This is a genomic window from Streptomyces diversicolor, assembly GCF_057537855.1.
Map to the genome: position 1 here is coordinate 111,369 of NZ_BAAJXA010000010.1, position 19,034 is coordinate 130,402.

Consider the following 19,034-nt stretch of genomic DNA (forward strand, 5'->3'; position numbering starts at 1 on the left):
GAACAGTCTCGCCCGCCCGGACAAGGGGCAGGCGCACACCACACCCGCACACGGGACTCGCCGCCCCCGGACGCCCAACCCGCCCTCAACCGAGCGAACAAACCCGCCCGCCCGGGCACAGCCACCACGGCCCGCAGCCGGTGCGGGTGCGGACGTGCCGTCCGTGACCGGTCGTCTCCCGGCCGCGGCGTCGTCGTCGTTGCTCGCGCGGTTCCCCGCGCCCCTTCAGGGCGTTGCGTGGACGCGCCCCCGCACGCACCCGGCCCCACCCGCAGCCCGCATCGCCCGGACCCTGCGCGGGCGCCGCCCGGTGGTCAGGGGGTTGGGTGGTCGTGGTAGGAGTGGCGGGTGTGTTCTGTGTGTTCGCGCATCAGTTGCGTCGCGCGTTGTTCGTCGCGGTCGGCCACCGCCGCGATCAGGGCGCGGTGCTCCACCCAGGACTGCCGGCCGCGCCGGCGGGCCACCGGCGTGTAGTACCAGCGCACCCGCCGGTCGACCTGCCCGGCCAGCTCCGCGAGGACCGCGTTGCCCGCCAGCTCCATGATCTTGGCGTGGAAGGCCGCGTTCAGCGCCACCGCGCCGTCCACGTCGTCCGCGGCGACGGCCTTCTCCCCCTGCGCGCACAGTTCCTTGAGCGCCGCGATCCCCGCGCTGCCCGCGTTCGCCGCGGCGAGCCGCGCCGCCTCCGCCTCCAGCAGCGTCCGCACGGTGAGCAGTTGATCGGCCTCGTCCTGGGTCGGCTCGTGCACGAACGCCCCCTGGGCCGGCCGCAGATCGACCCAGCCCTCGGTGTTCAACCGCTGCAACGCCTCCCGCACGGGCTGCCGGGACACCCCGAGATGGCCGGCGAGTTCGCTCTCGACGAGGTGCTGGCCGGGCTGCAGCGCGCGCGTGGTGATGAGTTCGAGCAGCGCCTCGTAGACCCGGTCGCGCAGCGGGCCGGGCCGTTCGAGCTTGGGCACGGCCCCCTGTGGCAGTCCGGTCGACAACATCGCGGTCCCCCTCCTGGGCAGGGCCGTGCACGGCGGACGACGGCTCGTGCGCGCTCCGAGCCCAGTATCGATTGTCTTTCGTCTACAGTCTACGGCGCACCGATGCCAGGGGGACCGGCGGTCGACCGCGTCACATCGCGGCCGGCGACCGCCCGCACCGGCTCGCGGCGCGCCTCAGGGGCACCGCACGACCTGTCCGGCGTACGACAGGTTGCCGCCGAAGCCGAACAGCAGCACCGGGTCACCGGCACCCACCTCGCCCCGCTCGACGAGCTTGGACAGGGCCAGCGGGATGCTGGCGGCGGAGGTGTTGCCGGACTCCGTGACGTCCCGGGCGACCACGGCTCGCACCGCGCCGATCTTCTCCGCGAGGGGTTCGATGATGCGCAGGTTGGCCTGGTGCAGCACGACCGCGGCCAGGTCCTCCGGGGCGAGCCCGGCCTTCTCGCAGGCGCGGCGGGCCAGGGGCGGCAGCTGGGTGGTCGCCCAGCGGTAGACGCTCTGGCCCTCCTGGGCGAACCGCGGCGGCGTGCCCTCGATCCGCACGGCGTGCCCCATCTCCGGCACGGAGCCCCACAGCACCGGCCCGATCCCGGGCTCCTCGCCGGGGGCGCACGCCTCGACGACCGCGGCCCCCGCCCCGTCGCCGACCAGGACGCAGGTGGTGCGGTCGGTCCAGTCGGTCACCTCGGACATCTTGTCGGCGCCGATGACCAGCGCCCGGCTCGCGGCGCCCGCGCGGAGGGTGTGGTCGGCGGTGGCCAGCGCATGGGTGAAGCCGGCGCACACCACGTTGAGGTCCAGGGCGGCGGGCCGTGGAATGCCGAGCCGTGCGGCGACCCGGGCGGCGGTGTTCGGGGAGCGGTCGACGGCGGTGGAGGTGGCGACCACGACCAGGTCGATGGCGTCGGCGGTGAGGCCGGCCGCGGCGAGCGCCTTGGCGGCGGCCTGCGCGGCCAGTTCGTCCACCGGTTCCTCGGGCCCGGCGATGTGCCGGGTTCTGATGCCCACCCGGGACCGGATCCACTCGTCACTGGTGTCGACCAGGCCCGCCAGGTCCTCGTTGGTGAGCACCTTGGCGGGCTGGTAGTGGCCGACGGCGGCGATGCGTGAACCGTTCATCTGGGGTCCCCCCTTGTGGGCACGGGCAGCGGGATTCACCAGTGTGTTCAGTGACTCGCCGGTATGTCGGCAGGTAAGGCCACAGGATTCGGGCGCCCGTGTTGTCGGCTTCCGTCAGGACCCCGGACGCCCCGGCCATCATCCCGTGAACAACTGCGTCGCCTTCTGGACCAGTTCGTACAGCCCGTAGCCGAGGGGCGCACCCACCCACACCCAGGCGAAGGCGATCAGGCCACGGCGGCTAGGCGGACTGCTCTCGCCGGACATCGGCGGCCTCCTTCGGCGGCGCGGGCACGTGGTGGCGGGCGTGGACGGGGCGGACGAGTTCGTTGGCGACGAAGCCGACGAGCAGCAGCCCGATCATGATGGCGAAGGACAGACCGTACAGGGACGAGCCGTGTTTGCCTGCCTCCTCCTGCCGGTCGGCGATCCAGTTGACGATCAGCGGGCCGAGCACGCCGGCGGTGGACCAGGCGGTGAGCAGCCTGCCGTGGATGGCGCCCACCTGGTAGGTGCCGAACAGGTCCTTCAGATAGGCGGGGACGGTCGCGAATCCGCCGCCGTAGAAGGAGAGGATCACCAGCGCACACACCACGAACAGCGGTTTCGCGGAGTCCCCGAACAGGGCGATCGTCAGGTACATCAGCGCGCCGACGCCCAGGTAGACGCGGTAGATGTTCTTGCGTCCGATCAGGTCGGAGGTGGAGGACCAGCCGATGCGGCCCGCCATGTTGGCCGCGGACAGCAGCGCGACGAACCCGGCCGCGGCGGAGGCCGTGACGGGCGTGCTGGAGTCCGCGAAGAAGTCCGTGATCATCGGCGCGGCCTTCTCCAGGATGCCGATGCCGGCGGTCACGTTCGTGCACAGCACGACCCACAGGCACCAGAACTGCGGGGTGCGCACGGCGCTGCGGGCCGACACCTGGACGCCCTCGGTGGCGCCCGTCCCGCCGGCCGCCGTGGCGCGGTCCGTGCCGCGGGGCACCCGGACGAGGAACACACCGAGCGCCATGAACACCGCGTACGCCAGCCCGTGCACGAGGAAGGCGAGAGCGATCCCCGAGGGACCGGTGCCGAAGGACTCCAGCATCTGCGCCGACCAGGGTGAGGCGATCAGCGCGCCGCCGCCGAAGCCCATGATGGCGATGCCGGTGGCCATGCCGGGCCGGTCCGGGAACCACTTGATCAGGGTGGAGACGGGCGAGATGTAGCCGATGCCCAGGCCGATGCCGCCGACGAAGCCGTAGCCGAGGACGATCAGCCAGTACTGCTCGCTCCACGCGCCGAGGGCGGAGATCAGGAAGCCGGAGGAGAAGCAGCCGAGGGCCACGGTCATCGCCCAGCGCGGCCCGTTGCGTTCGACGAGGGTGCCGCCGAACGCGGCCGACAGCCCGAGCATCACGATCGCGAGCTGGAAGGGCAGCGCGCTCCGGGTGCCGTCGAGGTGGAGCGCGGATTCCAGGGACGGCTTGAACACGCTCCAGGCGTAGGCCTGGCCGATGGAGAGGTGGACGGAGAGCGCGGCGGGCGGGACGAGCCAGCGGCTCCACCCCGGCGGTGCGAGTGGGGGACTCATGATCGCGAACCATAGGGAGGCGCGGGGCGGTTGAGAAGGCGTGGGGTCGACCGTATGCGATGAGCGGTATGCGACATGCGATGAACGGTCGTCGGGCCCCTTGTCGCCCCCCTTCCCATACTGTAGACAATATTTCGTCGACGAGAATCGTCCCCCAGCACTCCGCATCACTCCGCATCTCCCCTCGTCACTCCTCCTCTCTCATCGTCACTCCTCCTCTCTCCTCGTCACTGCACACCACCCCCACCTCCGCGGTATCCCTCAAACCGAACGGAGCGTTCCCCGTGAAAGTCGCAGTTCTCGGCGCCGGTGCGATCGGCGCCTACGTCGGTGCCGCGCTCCACCGCGCCGGCGCCGATGTGCATCTCATCGCCCGTGGACCGCATCTGGCGGCCATGAGGCGGCACGGAGTACGGGTGCTCAGCCCGCGCGGCGACTTCACCGCGCACGCCCACGCCACCGACGACCCGGCCGAGGTCGGCCCCGTCGACTATGTCTTCCTGGGCCTGAAGGCCAACGCGTACGCGGCGTGCGGGCCGCTGATCGAACCGCTGCTGCACGAGCGGACGGCCGTGGTGGCGGCCCAGAACGGCATCCCCTGGTGGTACTTCCACCGCCACGGCGGCCCGCACGACGGCCACCGCGTCGAGAGCGTGGACCCCGGCGGCGCGGTCAGTGCGGTGCTCGCGCCCGAACGGGCCGTCGGCTGCGTCGTGTACGCCGCCACGGAACTCCAAGCCCCGGGCGTGGTACGGCACTTGGAAGGCACCCGGTTCTCGGTCGGCGAACCCGACCGCAGCGTCTCGGCGCGCTGTACGGGCTTCAGCGAGGCCATGCGGGCCGGCGGCCTGAAGTGCCCCGTCGAGCCTGAACTGCGCAACGACATCTGGCTCAAGCTGCTCGGCAACATCTCGTTCAACCCGATCAGCGCCCTGGCCCGGGCCACGATGCGGCAGATGTGCCTGCACGGCGGCACCCGCCGGGTCATCGAGATCATGATGCGCGAGACCCTCCTGGTCGCCGAATCCCTCGGCTGCGAGGTCGGGGTCTCCATCGAGCGGCGGCTCGCGGGCGCGGAACGGGTCGGCGACCACCGCACCTCCACACTCCAGGACCTGGAGCGCGGCAAGCCGCTGGAACTCGACGTCCTGCTCGCCGCCGTCGTCGAACTGGCCGGAATCACCGGCGTCCAGGTGCCCACCCTGCGCACCGTGCACGCCATCTCGGACCTGCTCGCGCTGAGGAGCGCTGCATGAGGAAACGGCAACCGAAGACCTACACCCGGCTCACCCACCCGCTGGTCCGCGACCGGCGCGACGAGCCCTTCCGGCGGGCGAGCTGGGAGGAGGCGCTGGAGCGCACCGCCGACGGGCTGCGACGCAACCAGGGCGCCTTCGGCATGTTCTCCTGCGCCCGGGCGACCAACGAAATGAACTACGTGGCACAGAAGTTCGCCCGCGTGGTGATGGGCACCAACAACGTCGACTCGTGCAACCGCACCTGTCACGCCCCGAGCGTGGCCGGCCTGTCGGCCGCGTTCGGCTCGGGCGGCGGGACGTCCTCGTACGAGGAGATCGAGCACACCGACGTCATCGTGATGTGGGGCTCCAACGCCCGTTTCGCGCACCCGATCTTCTTCCAGCACGTGCTGAAGGGCATCAGGAACGGCGCCCGGATGTACGCGGTCGACCCGCGCCGCACCTCCACCGCCGAGTGGGCGGAGAGCTGGCTCGGCCTCAACGTCGGCACGGACATCCCGATGGCGCACGCGATCGGCCGCGAGATCATCCACGCGGGGCTCGTCAACGAGACGTTCATCGCGCGGGCGACCTCCGGCTTCGACGAGTACCGGGCGCTCGTGGAGCCCTGGACGCTGTCGCTCGCGGAGAAGGTGACCGGCGTACCGGCCCGCGCGATACGGGAGGTGGCGCACGCCTACGCCCGCGCCGAGCGCGCCCAGCTGTGCTGGACCCTCGGCATCACCGAGCACCACAACGGCACCGACAACGTCCGCGCGCTGATCAACCTGTCCCTGCTCACCGGCCAGGTCGGCCGCTGGGGTGCGGGCCTGCAGCCGCTGCGCGGCCAGAACAACGTGCAGGGCGGCGGCGACATGGGCGCCATCCCCAACCGGCTGCCGGGGTTCCAGGACCTCCTCGACCCCGGTGTCCGGCTGAAGTTCGAGTCGGCGTGGGACACCGTCATCCAGCCGCACTACGGGCTCAATCTGACGGAGATGTTCGAGGCGATGGAGGAGGGCACGCTGCGGGCCGTCTACTGCATCGGCGAGAACCCGGCCCAGTCGGAGGCGGACAGCGAGCAGGCCGTACGGCGGATGAAGGAGCTGGACTTCCTGGTCGTGCAGGACATCTTCCTGACGCGGACGGCCGAACTGGCGGACGTGGTGCTGCCCGCGACGGCCGGCTGGGCGGAGACCGACGGCACGACCACCAACAGCGAGCGGCGGGTGCAGCGGGTGCGCCGGGCCGTCACCCCGCCCGGTGAGGCGCGCGAGGACATCGACATCCTCTGCGAGCTGGCCGGGCGGCTCGGCCACCACTGGAAGTACGCCGACGCCGAGGCCGTCTGGAACGAGCTGAGGTCCCTCTCGCCGGACCACTACGGGATGACGTACGAGCGGCTGACCGAACACCAGGGCATCCAGTGGCCGTGCCGGAGCACCGACCGGCTCGAACCGCCTTATCTCCACGGCCGGTTGTGGGAGTCGGACCCGGTGAAGCGGGGACGGCTCGCGCCCTTCGGGCTCGTACGGCACGATCCGCCGGTCGATCTGACCGACGAGGAGTACCCGATCCGGCTCACCACCGGACGGCGGCTCGACTCGTACAACACGGGTGTGCAGAGCGGTGGTTTCGCCTCACCGCTGCGTCGTGGCGAGTACGTCGAGCTGTGCCCGGAGGACGCCGAGCGCTACGGGGTCATGGCCGGTGAGGAGGTCCGGGTGACCTCGCGGCGCGGCTCGGTCGTGGCACCCGTGTGGATCGACACCGCCCTGCGCCCCGGGCTCGCGTTCATGACTATGCACTTCCCCGACGAGGTGGACACCAACCAGCTGACGATCGAGGCCAATTGCCCGATCGCGGGGACGGCGGAGTTCAAGGCGTCGGCGATCCGCGTCGAGAAGCTGCCGCTCACCACGACCGTCGGCTGACCGCACCGCTCGACCCACGCGACATGTCCAAGTGAGGTGACCTGGTGGATCTGCACTTCGGCGACGGCAAGCCGACGGACGAGGAACGGGCGGCCGTCGACGCCCTGCTCGGCCCCCCTGAGTCCTCCTGGGAGGGCGCGGACCGGGACGAGACGAGGACCGAGGACCTGAGGTGGGCGCGCGGCGGGCGCGAGGCCCGTGAACGCCGTGACCTGCTGTTGCCGGGGCTGCACGCGATCAACGACCGGATCGGCTGGATCAGCGACGGCGCCCTCGACTACCTGTGCCGGCGGCTGACGGTCCCGCCGGCCGAGGCATACGGCGTCGCCACCTTCTACGCCCTGTTCTCCGTGCGGCCCCGCCCGGCGACCGTGCTCCACGTCTGCACCGACCTGGCCTGCACCGCCGCCGGCGCCGAGGAGATGTGCGCGCGGATCGCCTCCGGACTCGGACCGGGCAGCGGGGTGAGCGTCGAGCGCTCCCCGTGCCTCGGGCTGTGCGAGCGGGCACCGGCCGCCCTGACGATCCGCGCCGGTGACCCGGTGCGTACGGCGGTGTCGGCGCCCACGAACGTGCCGGCGGCCGTCCTCGCCGCGACCGCCCCCGACTCGGCGCCGAAGGAGCCGCCCGCCGCGCTCGCGGTCCCGCAGGCGGGCGACCCGGCGCTGGTGCTGCTGCGCCGCGTCGGCGTGGTCGACCCGGCGTCCCTCGACGACTACCGCGCCCACGGCGGCTACGCCGCGCTGCGCCGGGCCTTCGCGCTCGGGCCCGCCGGGGTGATCCGCGAGGTCGCCGACTCCGGTCTGGTCGGGCGCGGCGGCGCCGCCTTCCCGACGGGCCGCAAGTGGCAGGCCACGGCGTCCCAGCCCGACCGGCCGCACTACCTGGTGTGCAACGCGGACGAGTCCGAGCCGGGCACCTTCAAGGACCGGGTGCTCATGGAGGGCGATCCGTACGCGCTGATCGAGGCGATGACGATCGCCGCGTACGCGATCGGCGCGTCCCGCGGCTTCCTGTATCTGCGCGGCGAGTACCCGCGCGCGCTCGCCCGGCTGGAGCACGCCGTCGCCCAGGCCCGTGCGCGCGGCTTCCTCGGCGACGACGTCCTCGGCCAGGGCTTCGCCTTCGACATCGAGATCCGCCGCGGCGCGGGCGCGTACATCTGCGGCGAGGAGACGGCCCTGTTCAACTCGATCGAGGGCTTTCGCGGCGAGCCGCGCTCCAAGCCGCCGTTCCCGGTGGAGAAGGGCCTGTTCGGCAGGCCGACCGTCGAGAACAACGTGGAGACCCTGGTCAACGTCCTGCCGATCCTGACCATGGGCGCCCCGGCGTACGCGGCGATCGGCACGGGCACGTCCACCGGCCCGAAGCTGTTCTGTGTGTCGGGAAGCGTGGCGCGGCCCGGCGTGTACGAGCTGCCGTTCGGGGCGACGCTCGGCGAGCTGCTGGCGCTCGCGGGGGTGCGTGACGGGCTGCGCGCGGTGCTGCTCGGCGGGGCGGCGGGCGGCTTCGTACGGCCCGACGAACTCGGCATCCCGCTCACCTTCGAGGGCACACGTCAGGCGGGCACCACCCTCGGCTCCGGGGTCGTGCTGGCCTTCGACGACACGGTGCCGCTGCCCCGCCTGCTGCTGCGCATCGCCGAGTTCTTCCGCGACGAGTCCTGCGGGCAGTGTGTGCCCTGCCGGGTCGGGACCGTCCGGCAGGAGGAGGCACTGCACCGGATCGTGGCGCGCACGGGCGCCGACGCCGCCGGTGACATCGCCCTGCTGCGCGAGGTGGGCCGCGCGATGCGGGACGCCTCGATCTGCGGTCTGGGACAGACCGCGTGGAACGCCGTGGAATCCGCCATCGACCGTCTGGGGGCGTACGAATGACCGTCACACCGCTGGGGATCCCCCGCCGGCTGCTGGAGTTCACCGTCGACGGCGCGCCGGTGCGGGTGCCGGAGGGCTCGACCGTCCTGGACGCCTGCCGGGCCGCCGGGAAGGACATCCCGACCCTGTGCCAGGGCGACACACTGCGGCCCAAGAACGCCTGCCGGGTGTGCGTGGTCGAGGTCGAGGGCTCGCGCACCCTGGTGCCGGCCTGCTCGCGCAGGGCCGAGCCGGGCATGGTGGTGCACACGGACACCGAGCGCGCCCGGCACAGCCGCAAGATCGTCCTGGAACTGCTCGCGTCCTCGGTCGATCTGTCCACCACGGCGCGGGCCGCGGAGTGGATCAAGGAGTACGAGGCGGAACCGGACCGCTTCGGCCCGGACGCGGCCCGCCTGAACGAGGAACCGAAGATCGACAACGAGCTGTATGTGCGCGACTACGACAAGTGCATCCTGTGCTACAAGTGCGTGGACGCGTGCGGCGACCAGTGGCAGAACACCTTCGCGATCTCGGTCGCCGGGCGCGGCTTCGACGCCCGGATCGCGGTCGAGCACGACGCCCCGCTCACCGAATCGGCCTGTGTGTACTGCGGAAACTGCATCGAGGTGTGTCCGACGGGGGCGCTGTCCTTCAAGTCGGAGTTCGACATGCGCGCGGCGGGCACCTGGGACGAGTCGGCGCAGACCGAGACGACGACGGTGTGCGCCTACTGCGGAGTAGGCTGCAATCTGACCCTGCACGTGCAGGACAATGAGATCGTGAAGGTCACCTCACCGCACGACAACCCGGTGACTCATGGCAACCTCTGTATCAAGGGCCGTTTCGGCTACCAGCACGTACAGAACCGGGGCTGATCGGGACATGGGACGAGTCACGGAACGACGCAAGGTGATCCGGATCCGCGACGGGGCGGTCACGAGCCGGCCGGACACGCTCGTCGCCGAGGAGCCGCTGGAGATCAGACTCAACGGCAAGTCCCTCGCCATCACCATGCGCACGCCCGGCGACGACTTCGCGCTGGCCGCCGGGTTCCTGGTCAGCGAGGGCGTCCTGGCCGACGCCGCGGACCTGCAGAACATCGTGTACTGCGCGGGCGCGACGGATGGGGGCACCTCCCTGTCCGAGCGCAGTCGAGGACTTGGGGGAGGCGCGAACACCTACAACGTGGTGGACGTGAAGACCGCGCCGGGCGTCGTACTGCCCGACATCACGCTGGAACGGAATGTGTACACCACCTCGTCGTGCGGGCTGTGCGGCAAGGCCAGCCTGGACGCGGTGCGTACGACGGCCCGCTGGCCGATAGCCGACACTCCCCCGGTCCGGGTGGACCCCGAACTGCTGGCGAGCCTCCCCGACCGGCTGCGCGCCGCCCAGCGGGTGTTCGACCGGACCGGGGGGCTGCACGCGGCGGCCCTGTTCGCCGAGGACGGGGAGCTGCTGGACGTACGGGAGGACGTGGGCCGGCACAACGCGGTCGACAAACTGGTCGGCCGCGCGCTGCAGAGCGGTTCCCTGCCGCTGTCCCGTTCGCTCCTGCTGGTCTCCGGCCGCGCCTCCTTCGAGCTGGCCCAGAAGGCCGTGATGGCGGGCATCCCGGTGCTGGCCGCGGTCTCGGCGCCGTCGTCGCTGGCGGTGGACCTGGCCGTCGAGACGGGACTGACCCTGGTGGGCTTCCTGCGGGGCAGCTCCATGAACGTGTACGCGGGGCAGGACCGCGTCGCCCTGCGGGCCGCGACCGCCCAGGGCTGACGCCGTCTCCCCGCGACACGGCGGCGGGGCCCCGACCGGCGGGGAGCGCCCCCTGCGCCGCAGGGGCCCCGCCGTGCCCCGCCGCCCGTTCGCCTCAGCCGCGCTCGCGCGCCGTCCGGGCGAACTCGGCGATCAGCGGTGAGCGCTGGCTCGCCGCCCAGGCGAGGAACACCTGGTCCGGCTCGGCGTCGCGCACGGGCACATACACGATGTCGGGCCGGGAGTAGTGCTCGGCGACCGACGCCGGCACCAGGGTGATGCCGGTGCCCGCCGCCACGCACTCGAACTTCTCCTCGACGGTGCGGATCGGCACGTCGTCGGGGAGCGGGTCGGCGTAGCGCAGCCACCGCTCCCCCGCCAGGTCGGCGAGGGCGAGGTCACGCTTGCCGGCGAGCCGGTGCCGCGCGGGCAGCATCGCCACCCGGTCCTCGGTGAACAGCGGCAGCAGGGTGAGACCCCGCTCGTGGATGGGCCGGCGCACATAGGCCAGGTCGACCGTGCCGTCCAGGAGCAGCCGTTCCTGGTCGTCCCATTCGACGCGGCGGGCGTGCGCCGCCACATCGGGGTGGGCGGCGCCGAAGGCGCGCAGCACGGGAGTGACCACCACGCCCGCCCGGAAGCCCACGACCAGCCGCCGCGGTCCGCGCGCCGCCCGCCGCACCCGGCGCCGGGTGGCGCCCGCTGCGGCCAGCAACTGCCGGGCGTCGTCGAGGAGTTGGCGGCCCGCCGGGGTGAGGGTCACTTCGTGGCTGTCCCGCTCGAAGAGGGTGGCGTCCAGGTCCTTCTCCAGGGCCCGGATCTGGCGGCTCAGCACGGGCTGGGTGATGTGCAGGCGCTCGGCCGCCCGCCCGAAGTGCAGTTGTTCGGCGACCGCCGTGAAGTAGCGGACCTTCCGCAGGTCGAGGTCCATGGCCGTCCCTTCCGCCGTCGCGGTGGCGATGCCCTCAGAGTATCGCCACGCGCGGAAGAGGTCTTGGACGGCGAGGGGCCCGCGGGCGGAGGCTGGAGCCCGTCGGACCGGCACGTAGGCGAACGGAAGAACGGCGGAAAGGGACAGGGGTATGAGTCTGCGAGGACAGCGGGTCGTGGTCGTCGGGGGCACGTCGGGCATCGGCTTCGCGGTCGCCGAGATCGCGGCGCGGGACGGGGCCGCCGTGGTGGTCGCCTCCCGGCGGCAGGAGAGCGTGGACGCCGCGCTGCGGCGGCTGCCGGCCGGCGCCGAGGGACAGCCGCTCGACGCGACGGACGAGACGGCGGTGCGCGCCTTCTTCGAGCGGATCGGCGCCTTCGACCATCTGGTCTTCACGGCCGGGGAGTCCCTGCTCATGGTGGGCGTCGCGGAGTCGGACCTGGCCCAGGCCAGGCGGTTCCTCGACACCCGGCTGTGGGGCGTGTACGCGGCCGTCAAGTACGCGGCGCCCGTGATCCGCGAGGGCGGTTCCGTGGTGCTGACCACCGGGACGGCGGGCCGCCGGCCGCTGCCGGGCACCAGTGTCGCTGCGAGCCTGTGCGGCGCGATGGAGTCGCTGACCCGGGCGCTGGCCCTGGAGCTGGCCCCGCTGCGGGTGAACGCGGTCTCCCCGGGCGTGGTGCGCACCGACCTGTGGCGGGAGATGTCCGAGGAGGACCGCGCCGGGCTGTTCGAGTCGAGCGCCGCCACGCTGCCCGTGGGCCGGGTGGGCACCCCACAGGACGTGGCCGAGGCATACCTGTACCTGATGCGCGGCGGCTACAGCACCGGCTCGGTGGTAACCGTCGACGGCGGCGCCCTCCTGGTCTGACCCCCGGCCCCAAAGCGGCGCGGGGAACGCCGCGGCCAGCCCCCCAGGGGCGCGGGGAACTGCGCGACCAGCCACAACACCCCCGCAGACAACCACGACGCGACACCACCCCCCAAAGGGGCGCGGGGAACTGCGCAACCAGCCACAACTCCGCCGCAGACAACCACGGCACGGCCACCCCCACGTCAACCCCGCCCCCCGAATGGGCGACACCGTGCTTGTGAGCCGCCGCAAGCCCCAACTAACGTCTGAGATACGGACATTGGACGTCGGATGTCCGGATGTCCGAATAACCCGATGCCCGTATGTCCGACGCGTGAAGGGCAGGCCGCACATGCCGCGCAGAACCGGCGCAGTCCTCCGTGGCCCCCGGCTCCTGCTGAGCCGGGGGCCACGCACGAGACCCGCCCAGGCCGCCGCCCTCACCGCGGCCGTGCTGCTCCTGCTGCCCCACCCCGCGCACGCCCAGCCGACGCACACCCGACCGACGCACACCCAGCCGACGTACGCCAAGGCGGCCCCCCACTCCCCCGGCCTCTCCCAACTGGCCCTCTTCACGGCCGCCCAGGACCCGGGCTATGCCTGCTTCCGCATCCCGGCGATCGTGCGGACGACCGCCGGCACGCTCCTCGCGTTCGCCGAGGGCCGGGTCCTCAACTGCGGTGACGCCGCCGACATCGACCTCGTACTGAAGCGCTCCACCGACGGCGGCCGCACCTGGGGCCCGCTCCAGGTGGTCACCGAGGGCGGGGGCGATACCCACGGCAACCCGGCGCCCCTCGTGGACCGCGCGACGGGCCGCATCCTGCTGGCCGAGACGTACAACACGGGCCGCACGGACGCCGCGAGCTGCTCCGTGCCCTGCGACCGCACCCCGCACCTGCAGTACAGCGACGACGACGGCCTGACCTGGTCGGCACCGCGCGATCTGAGCCCGCAGATCCGGCCGCCCGACTGGAACTCCTGGTACGCCACCGGTCCCGTGCACGGCCTCCAGCTCGACCGCGGCCGGCACGCCGGCCGGCTCGTCTTCGGCGTCAACGCCGAGACCTGGAACGGCAGCCGGGTCACCGCCGACCACGCGGCGCTGATCGTCAGCGACGACGGCGGCGCCCACTGGCGGACCGGCGCCACGGACAGCCGCCCGGTGGCCGCCGACGGCACCTTCCGGCAGAAGCCGTCCGAGCTGACGCTCGCCGAGCGCGCCGACGGCTCCCTCCTGGTCAGCGCTCGCGAACAGGACGGCACCGACCTCGGCCACCGCACCCAGACGGTCAGCCGCGACGGCGGCGGCAGCTTCACCGCCCCCTTCCGGGCCCTGCCGGACCTGTACGCGCCGCAGGTGCAGTGCTCGACGCTGCGGCTCGGCGGCCGGCTCCTGCTGGCCTGCCCCGGCGACCCCGACCGGCGCCGCACCATGATGATCCGCTCGTCCTACGACGGCGGCCGCACCTGGGACAGCGTGGACCGCGGCACGGTCGTCACCACGGACTGGTCCGGCTACTCCGACATGGCCCGCATCGCCGACGACACGGTGGGCCTGCTGTACGAGGGCGGGACGGTCGACGCCCGCGACGAGATCCGCTTCGCCCGCTTCACCGAGGGCTGGCTGCGCCCGCGCCGCGGCCCCGATCCCACCACCCCCGACCTGGCCCCGCGCGCCCCGAGCGCGGCGGTGCTGGGCGGCGCCGGCACGACGGCCGGCGTATCGGGCGGCGCCCTGGAGTTCGACGGCGCCGACGACGCCGTGCGCCTGCCCTACGACGACCGGCTGCCGCTCGGCACCCGGGACTTCACCGTGTCGCTGTGGTTCCGCACCACGGCCACCGCCGGCGAGCAGCCGCTGCTGTGGATGGGCGGCACCGGCACCAGCCGGCCGCAGGTGTGGCTGCGCGCCGAACCCGACAGTGACCGGGTGCGCGGTCTGATCACCGCGCGGCAGGGTGCGACCGCGGTCCGCTCGGCGGCGGTCACCGCGCCCGGCGCCCGCAACGACGGCCGCTGGCACCATCTGGCGCTGCGCCGGGGCGGCGGGCGACTGACCCTCGTCCTGGACGGCGAGACGTCGTCCGTCGCCGACGTGCCGGGCTCGGTCAGCCGCGATGCGCCGTTCGGCGTGCACATCGGCCAGCGCATGGACAGCCGGGCGTTCTTCACCGGAGCGATCGACGACGTGCGTGTCTGGGACCGGGCCCTGACCGACGCGGAGCTGTCCGGACCGGGGGCGCCGCGCTCCCTGCGGGACACCGTGCTGTGGCTGCCCCTTGACCGGGTGACCGGCCCTCACGGGCGCCCCTGAACCGGGCGGCGGGCGTCAGCGCGGACGCGTACCCGTGCCGGCCGCGGCCGGCGCCGTCACGGCCGGTGCGGCGGTGGCCGTGGCCGTCTCCTCGGGGTCGCGCGCCCGGCGCTTGGCGATGACCGCGCAGACCATCAGCTGCATCTGGTGGAAGAGCATCAGGGGCAGTACCGCAAGGGAGGCGTGCGCGCCGAACAGGACGCTCGCCATGGGCAGCCCGGAGGCCAGGGACTTCTTCGAGCCGGCGAACTGGATCGCGATCCGGTCCTCACGGGTGAAGCGCAGCGCCTTGGCGCCGTACCAGGTCAGGGCGAGCATCACGGCGAGCAGGGCGGCCTCGACGGCGAGCAGGCCGGCCAGCCGGGCCGGACTGACCTGGTGCCAGATCCCCTGGACCATGCCCTCGCTGAACGCGGTGTAGACGACGAGCAGGATCGAGCCGCGGTCGACCAGTGCGAGCACCCTCTTGTGCCGGGCGATGAAGCCGCCCACCCACCGGCGCAGCAGCTGTCCGGCGAGGAACGGCACCAGCAGCTGGAGCACGATCTTGATCAGCGAGTCGGCGGAGAAACCGCCACCGCTGTTGCCGAGCAGCGCCGCCGCCAGCAGCGGGGTCAGCACGATGCCGACCAGCGAGGAGAAGGAGCCCGCGCAGATCGCGGCGGGCACGTTGCCGCGGGCGATCGAGGTGAACGCGATGGACGACTGGATCGTCGACGGCACCAGGGTGAGGAACAGCAGGCCCTGGTAGAGGGGGTGGGTCAGCAGGACCGGCACCAGCGCGCGGGCGGCCAGGCCGAGCACAGGGAACAGCACGAAAGTGCAGGCCAGTACGGTGACATGGAGCCGCCAGTGGCGCAGCCCGTCAAGTGCCTCACGGGTGGAAAGGCGGGCGCCGTAGAGGAAGAAGAGGAAGGCGATCGCGGCCGTCGCGCCGCCGGACGCCACATCGGCGGCCGTGTCCCGGGCGGGCAGCAGCGCGGCGAGGCCCACCGTCCCGAGCAGCAGCAGGATGTACGGGTCGATCGGCATCCAGCTCGGCCAGTGCAGGCGTTTCACGGTGCTCCACTTGCTGTGCGTCAGGGCTCGTCGTGCGGTGTGTACGGGTGCTGCCGGGCCCGTGGGGCCCCTCTCCATCGTCCTCCTCCGGCCGGTGATCGGGAATCCGGCATACCGTTCTCACTGTCATCATGTTCCGCGATAGCCTGGGGGTGTGTACGACCCCTCCCAGCTGCGGACGTTCCTCGCCGTGGCCCAGACGCTCAGCTTCACGCAGGCCGCCCGGCGGCTGGGGCTGCGCCAGTCCACCGTCAGTCAGCATGTGCGGCGGCTGGAGGACGCCGCGGGGCGCCAGCTGTTCACCCGCGACACCCACTCCGTGGAGCTGACCGAGGACGGCGAGGCCATGCTCGGGTTCGCGCGCCGGATCCTGGAGGTGCACGAGCAGGCGACGGCGTTCTTCACCGGCACGCGGGTGCGGGGGCGGCTGCGCTTCGGCGCCTCGGAGGACTTCGTGCTGACCCGGCTGCCGCAGATCCTGGAGGGCTTCCGGTACGACCATCCCGAGGTGGACCTGGAGCTGACCGTCGAACTCTCCGGCACGCTGCACGAACAGCTGGCCGCGGGGAAGCTGGACCTGGTGCTGGCCAAGCGGCGGCCCGAGGACCCGCGCGGCGAACTGGTCTGGCACGACGACCTGGTGTGGATCGGCGCGGAACGGCTCCGCCTGGACCCGGAACGGCCGGTGCCGCTCATCGTGTTCCCGCCGCCCGGTATCACCCGGGCGCTGGCCCTTGAGGCACTGGAGCGGCAGGGACGCGCGTGGCGCATCGTGTGCACCAGCGGCAGCCTCAACGGCCTCATCGCGGCGGCCCGGGCCGGGCTCGGTGTGATGGCGCACTCACGCGGGCTGGTGCCGCCAGGGCTGTTCCGGGTGCCGGACCGGGCGGGGCTGCCGGAGCTGGGCGCGGTCGACTTCGTCCTCGTCCACGGTCGCCATCCGTCGCCGGCCCGGAATGCTGCGCGGGCGCTGGCCGCGGCCATCCTCACGGGTGCGCTCCGCTAGGGGCGCCGCCAATACAGGCGGTAGTTCATCTGCGGCGCCATCGTGGCTGGCCGCCGCCGCGGTCTCGCCTCGGCACCGCCGCGCCATGGGCGACCGCGGCAACGTTGTGACGGGTCGCATTCTCGACCCGTCACCGCCGCGCCATGGGCGACCGCGGCGACGTTGAGGCTGGTCGCGCCCGCACGGCGGAGCCGCACATAGATACAGCCCCGCGCCCCCTGGCGGGGCGCCATCGGTGACGCCCGTCTGCGGGTCTCGGGGTGGGCAGTGGGTGGGGTGTACAGATTTGGTGGAGGTTGGGGGGCGGGACCTACTGAACCGTAGGTTGTTCTGTCCGGTCGTTCCCCGTGTGAGCGGTATTTCCGGGCGGCCGCCGGGGACGTACGCGGTGATTGGCCGGTTTTGCACCCCCTCCCGCCCCCTCGACGGGTGGGGTAGCTTTCACGGCGCTGTGCGGAGCGCCACCGAGGAGCGGGAGCGGGGTTTGCGCGAGTTCACCAACCCTCCGTCGGCGTCGGCACCACCGGTGGGCGGTCTGGCCGACGTCGTCTTCGAGCATGCCGTCCGGGACCCGCTCCATGTCGCCCTCGGCCGCAAGGACGAGCTGGGCCGGTGGCGGGACGTGACCTCCGCCGAGTTCCGCGACGAGGTCCTGGCCCTCGCCAAGGGCCTGCTCGCACGCGGCGTCCGCTTCGGCGACCGGGTCGCCATCATGTCCCGTACCCGCTACGAGTGGACCCTCTTCGACTACGCGCTGTGGACCATCGGCGCGCAGGTGGTGCCGGTCTACCCCACCTCCTCGGCCGAGCAGTGCTTCTGGATGCTGTACGACGCCGAGGTGTCCGCGGCGGTCGTCGAGCACGAGGACCACGCCATGACGATCGCCACCGTCATCGGCCGGCTGCCGCAACTGCGCCAGCTGTGGCAGCTGGACTCGGGCGCCGTGCCGGAGCTGTACGACGCCGGCGCGCATCTCGACGACGAGATGGTGCACCGGCACCGCCGAGCCGTCACCCCGGACTCGGTCGCCACGATCATCTACACCTCGGGGACGACGGGCCGCCCCAAGGGCTGTCTGATCACGCACGGCAACTTCATGTTCGAGGCGGACACGGTCATCGAGCGCTGGGAACCGGTGTTCCACTCCCGCAAGGGCGACGAGGCGGCGACCCTGCTGTTCCTGCCGCTCGCGCATGTCTTCGGACGGATGGTGGAGGTCGCCGCGATCCGCGGCGGGGTGCGCTTCGGGCACCAGCCGCAGCTCAACGCCGCCGCGCTGCTGCCCGATCTGCAGGCGTTCCGGCCGACGTTCATCCTCGCGGTGCCGTACATCTTCGAGAAGGTGTTCAACTCGGCCCGGCGCAAGGCGGAGAAGGAGGGCAAGGCCGGGCCGTTCGAGAAGGCCGTCGATGTCGCGGTGCGGTACGCGGACGCGATGGAGGCGAGGGCCTGGGGCATCGGGCCCGGCCCCTCGGCGGGGCTGCGCATGCAGCACCAGTTCTTCGACAAGGTCGTCTACTCCAAGGTCCGGGCGGCCATGGGCGGCCGGATCCGCAACGCGATGTCCGGCGGTTCGGCCATGGACCGCAGGCTCGGGCTGTTCTTCGCGGGCGCGGGCGTGCAGATCTACGAGGGCTACGGCCTCACGGAGTCGACGGCAGCCGCCACCGCCAACCCGCCCGAACGCACCCGCTACGGCACGGTCGGCCAGGCCATCCCGGGTGTGACGGTGCACATCGCGGACGACGGGGAGATCTGGCTGCACGGCGCCAACGTGTTCCAGGGCTACCTCAACAACCAGAAGGCCACCGACGAGACGCTGCACGACGGCTGGCTGGCCACCGGCGACCTGGGTTCCCTGGACGAGGACGGCTATCTGACCATCACCGGCCGCAAGAAGGAGATCCTGGTGACCTCCGGCGGCAAGAGCGTGTCCCCCGGGGTGCTGGAGGAGCGCGTCCGTGACCATCCGCTGGTCAACCAGTGCATCGTGGTCGGCAACGACCGCCCGTACGTCGCCGCGCTGGTCACCCTGGACCACGAGGCGATCGAGCACTGGCTGACCATGCGCAACAAGCCGCGGATGACGTCGGCCCAGCTGGTCCGCGACCCGGATCTGGAGACCGAGGTGCGGCGCGCGGTGGTGGCCGCCAACACCCTGGTGTCGCAGGCGGAGTCGATCCGCACGTTCCGCATCCTGGCCCAGCCGTTCACCGAGGAACACGGCCTGCTGACGCCGTCGTTGAAGCTGAAGCGCAAGGCGATCGAGAACGCGTACGCGAGCGAGGTGGAGGCCCTGTACCACGCGTGACCGCGCCCCGGGCGACGCCGGACCGCGGTCGACACCTGTGCAGGGCCGGTCGTTCTTCGCCACCGCAGTGGGCTCTCCGGTCAGTTC

General features: G+C 72.4%; 15 protein-coding genes. 9 read left to right on the forward strand and 6 right to left on the reverse strand.

From position 1 onward, the window contains the following. Positions 1-314: 314 nt before the first annotated feature. The 4 genes from AC27LF_RS14165 to AC27LF_RS14180 form a co-directional block, all read right to left on the reverse strand. Entirely contained in the window at positions 315-992 is a 678-nt protein-coding gene (locus tag AC27LF_RS14165) for a GntR family transcriptional regulator (protein WP_479662222.1), read from the reverse strand. Between the two features lie 174 nt (positions 993-1,166). Next, the gene (locus AC27LF_RS14170) at positions 1,167-2,114 is read right to left on the reverse strand and encodes a beta-ketoacyl-ACP synthase III (RefSeq protein WP_479662221.1); all 948 of its coding nucleotides are present in this window, start codon (positions 2,112-2,114) and stop codon (positions 1,167-1,169) included. 138 nt (positions 2,115-2,252) lie between these two features. Further along, positions 2,253-2,381, reverse strand: coding sequence for an MFS transporter small subunit (locus AC27LF_RS14175; protein WP_351740054.1), 129 nt, complete (start codon positions 2,379-2,381; stop codon positions 2,253-2,255). Further along, positions 2,356-3,690: an OFA family MFS transporter gene (locus tag AC27LF_RS14180; protein ID WP_479662220.1), complete on the reverse strand. Its 1,335-nt coding sequence runs from the start codon at positions 3,688-3,690 to the stop codon at positions 2,356-2,358. Before AC27LF_RS14180 ends, AC27LF_RS14175 begins: the two co-directional genes overlap by 26 nt. Positions 3,691-3,974: 284 nt before the next feature. Between AC27LF_RS14180 and AC27LF_RS14185 the strand changes: the two genes are divergently transcribed. From AC27LF_RS14185 to fdhD, 5 genes are read left to right on the forward strand one after another with little or no spacing between them, the layout of a single operon-like run. Further along, on the forward strand, positions 3,975-4,946 hold the full coding sequence (locus AC27LF_RS14185; RefSeq protein WP_479662219.1) for a 2-dehydropantoate 2-reductase: 972 nt from the start codon (positions 3,975-3,977) through the stop codon (positions 4,944-4,946). Then, positions 4,943-6,862, forward strand: coding sequence for a molybdopterin oxidoreductase family protein (locus tag AC27LF_RS14190; protein WP_479662218.1), 1,920 nt, complete (start codon positions 4,943-4,945; stop codon positions 6,860-6,862). The genes AC27LF_RS14185 and AC27LF_RS14190 overlap by 4 nt, the downstream gene beginning before the upstream one ends. A 44-nt stretch (positions 6,863-6,906) precedes the next feature. Next, complete coding sequence (locus AC27LF_RS14195) at positions 6,907-8,739, forward strand: NADH-ubiquinone oxidoreductase-F iron-sulfur binding region domain-containing protein (protein ID WP_479662217.1); 1,833 nt, start codon at positions 6,907-6,909, stop codon at positions 8,737-8,739. Continuing rightward, the gene (locus tag AC27LF_RS14200; RefSeq protein WP_479662216.1) at positions 8,736-9,596 is read left to right on the forward strand and encodes a 2Fe-2S iron-sulfur cluster-binding protein; all 861 of its coding nucleotides are present in this window, start codon (positions 8,736-8,738) and stop codon (positions 9,594-9,596) included. Before AC27LF_RS14195 ends, AC27LF_RS14200 begins: the two co-directional genes overlap by 4 nt. 7 nt (positions 9,597-9,603) lie before the next feature. Further along, positions 9,604-10,491 (forward strand): formate dehydrogenase accessory sulfurtransferase FdhD, encoded by an 888-nt coding sequence (gene fdhD, locus AC27LF_RS14205; protein ID WP_479662215.1) that lies wholly within the window; start codon positions 9,604-9,606, stop codon positions 10,489-10,491. A gap of 94 nt (positions 10,492-10,585) precedes the next feature. Here fdhD and AC27LF_RS14210 read toward each other — a convergent pair whose 3' ends face one another. After that, positions 10,586-11,401, reverse strand: a complete 816-nt coding sequence (locus AC27LF_RS14210; RefSeq protein WP_479662153.1) for a LysR family transcriptional regulator — start codon at positions 11,399-11,401, stop codon at positions 10,586-10,588. A 151-nt stretch (positions 11,402-11,552) separates the two neighbouring features. Here AC27LF_RS14210 and AC27LF_RS14215 point away from each other — a divergent pair, with 151 nt between their 5' ends. Both AC27LF_RS14215 and AC27LF_RS14220 read left to right on the forward strand, forming a co-directional pair. Next, the gene (locus tag AC27LF_RS14215) at positions 11,553-12,272 is read left to right on the forward strand and encodes an SDR family oxidoreductase (RefSeq protein ID WP_479662154.1); all 720 of its coding nucleotides are present in this window, start codon (positions 11,553-11,555) and stop codon (positions 12,270-12,272) included. A gap of 334 nt (positions 12,273-12,606) precedes the next feature. Continuing rightward, positions 12,607-14,571, forward strand: coding sequence for an exo-alpha-sialidase (locus tag AC27LF_RS14220; protein ID WP_479662155.1), 1,965 nt, complete (start codon positions 12,607-12,609; stop codon positions 14,569-14,571). A gap of 15 nt (positions 14,572-14,586) precedes the next feature. On the opposite strand, the gene AC27LF_RS14225 is transcribed toward AC27LF_RS14220, so the two are convergent. Beyond that, entirely contained in the window at positions 14,587-15,603 is a 1,017-nt protein-coding gene (locus AC27LF_RS14225; RefSeq protein ID WP_479662166.1) for a bile acid:sodium symporter family protein, read from the reverse strand. A gap of 181 nt (positions 15,604-15,784) precedes the next feature. Between AC27LF_RS14225 and AC27LF_RS14230 the strand changes: the two genes are divergently transcribed. Both AC27LF_RS14230 and AC27LF_RS14235 read left to right on the forward strand, forming a co-directional pair. Next, complete coding sequence (locus tag AC27LF_RS14230; protein WP_479662156.1) at positions 15,785-16,636, forward strand: LysR substrate-binding domain-containing protein; 852 nt, start codon at positions 15,785-15,787, stop codon at positions 16,634-16,636. A 484-nt stretch (positions 16,637-17,120) separates the two neighbouring features. Continuing rightward, the gene (locus tag AC27LF_RS14235) at positions 17,121-18,947 is read left to right on the forward strand and encodes an AMP-dependent synthetase/ligase (protein ID WP_479662167.1); all 1,827 of its coding nucleotides are present in this window, start codon (positions 17,121-17,123) and stop codon (positions 18,945-18,947) included. The last annotated feature ends 87 nt before the right edge of the window (positions 18,948-19,034 follow it).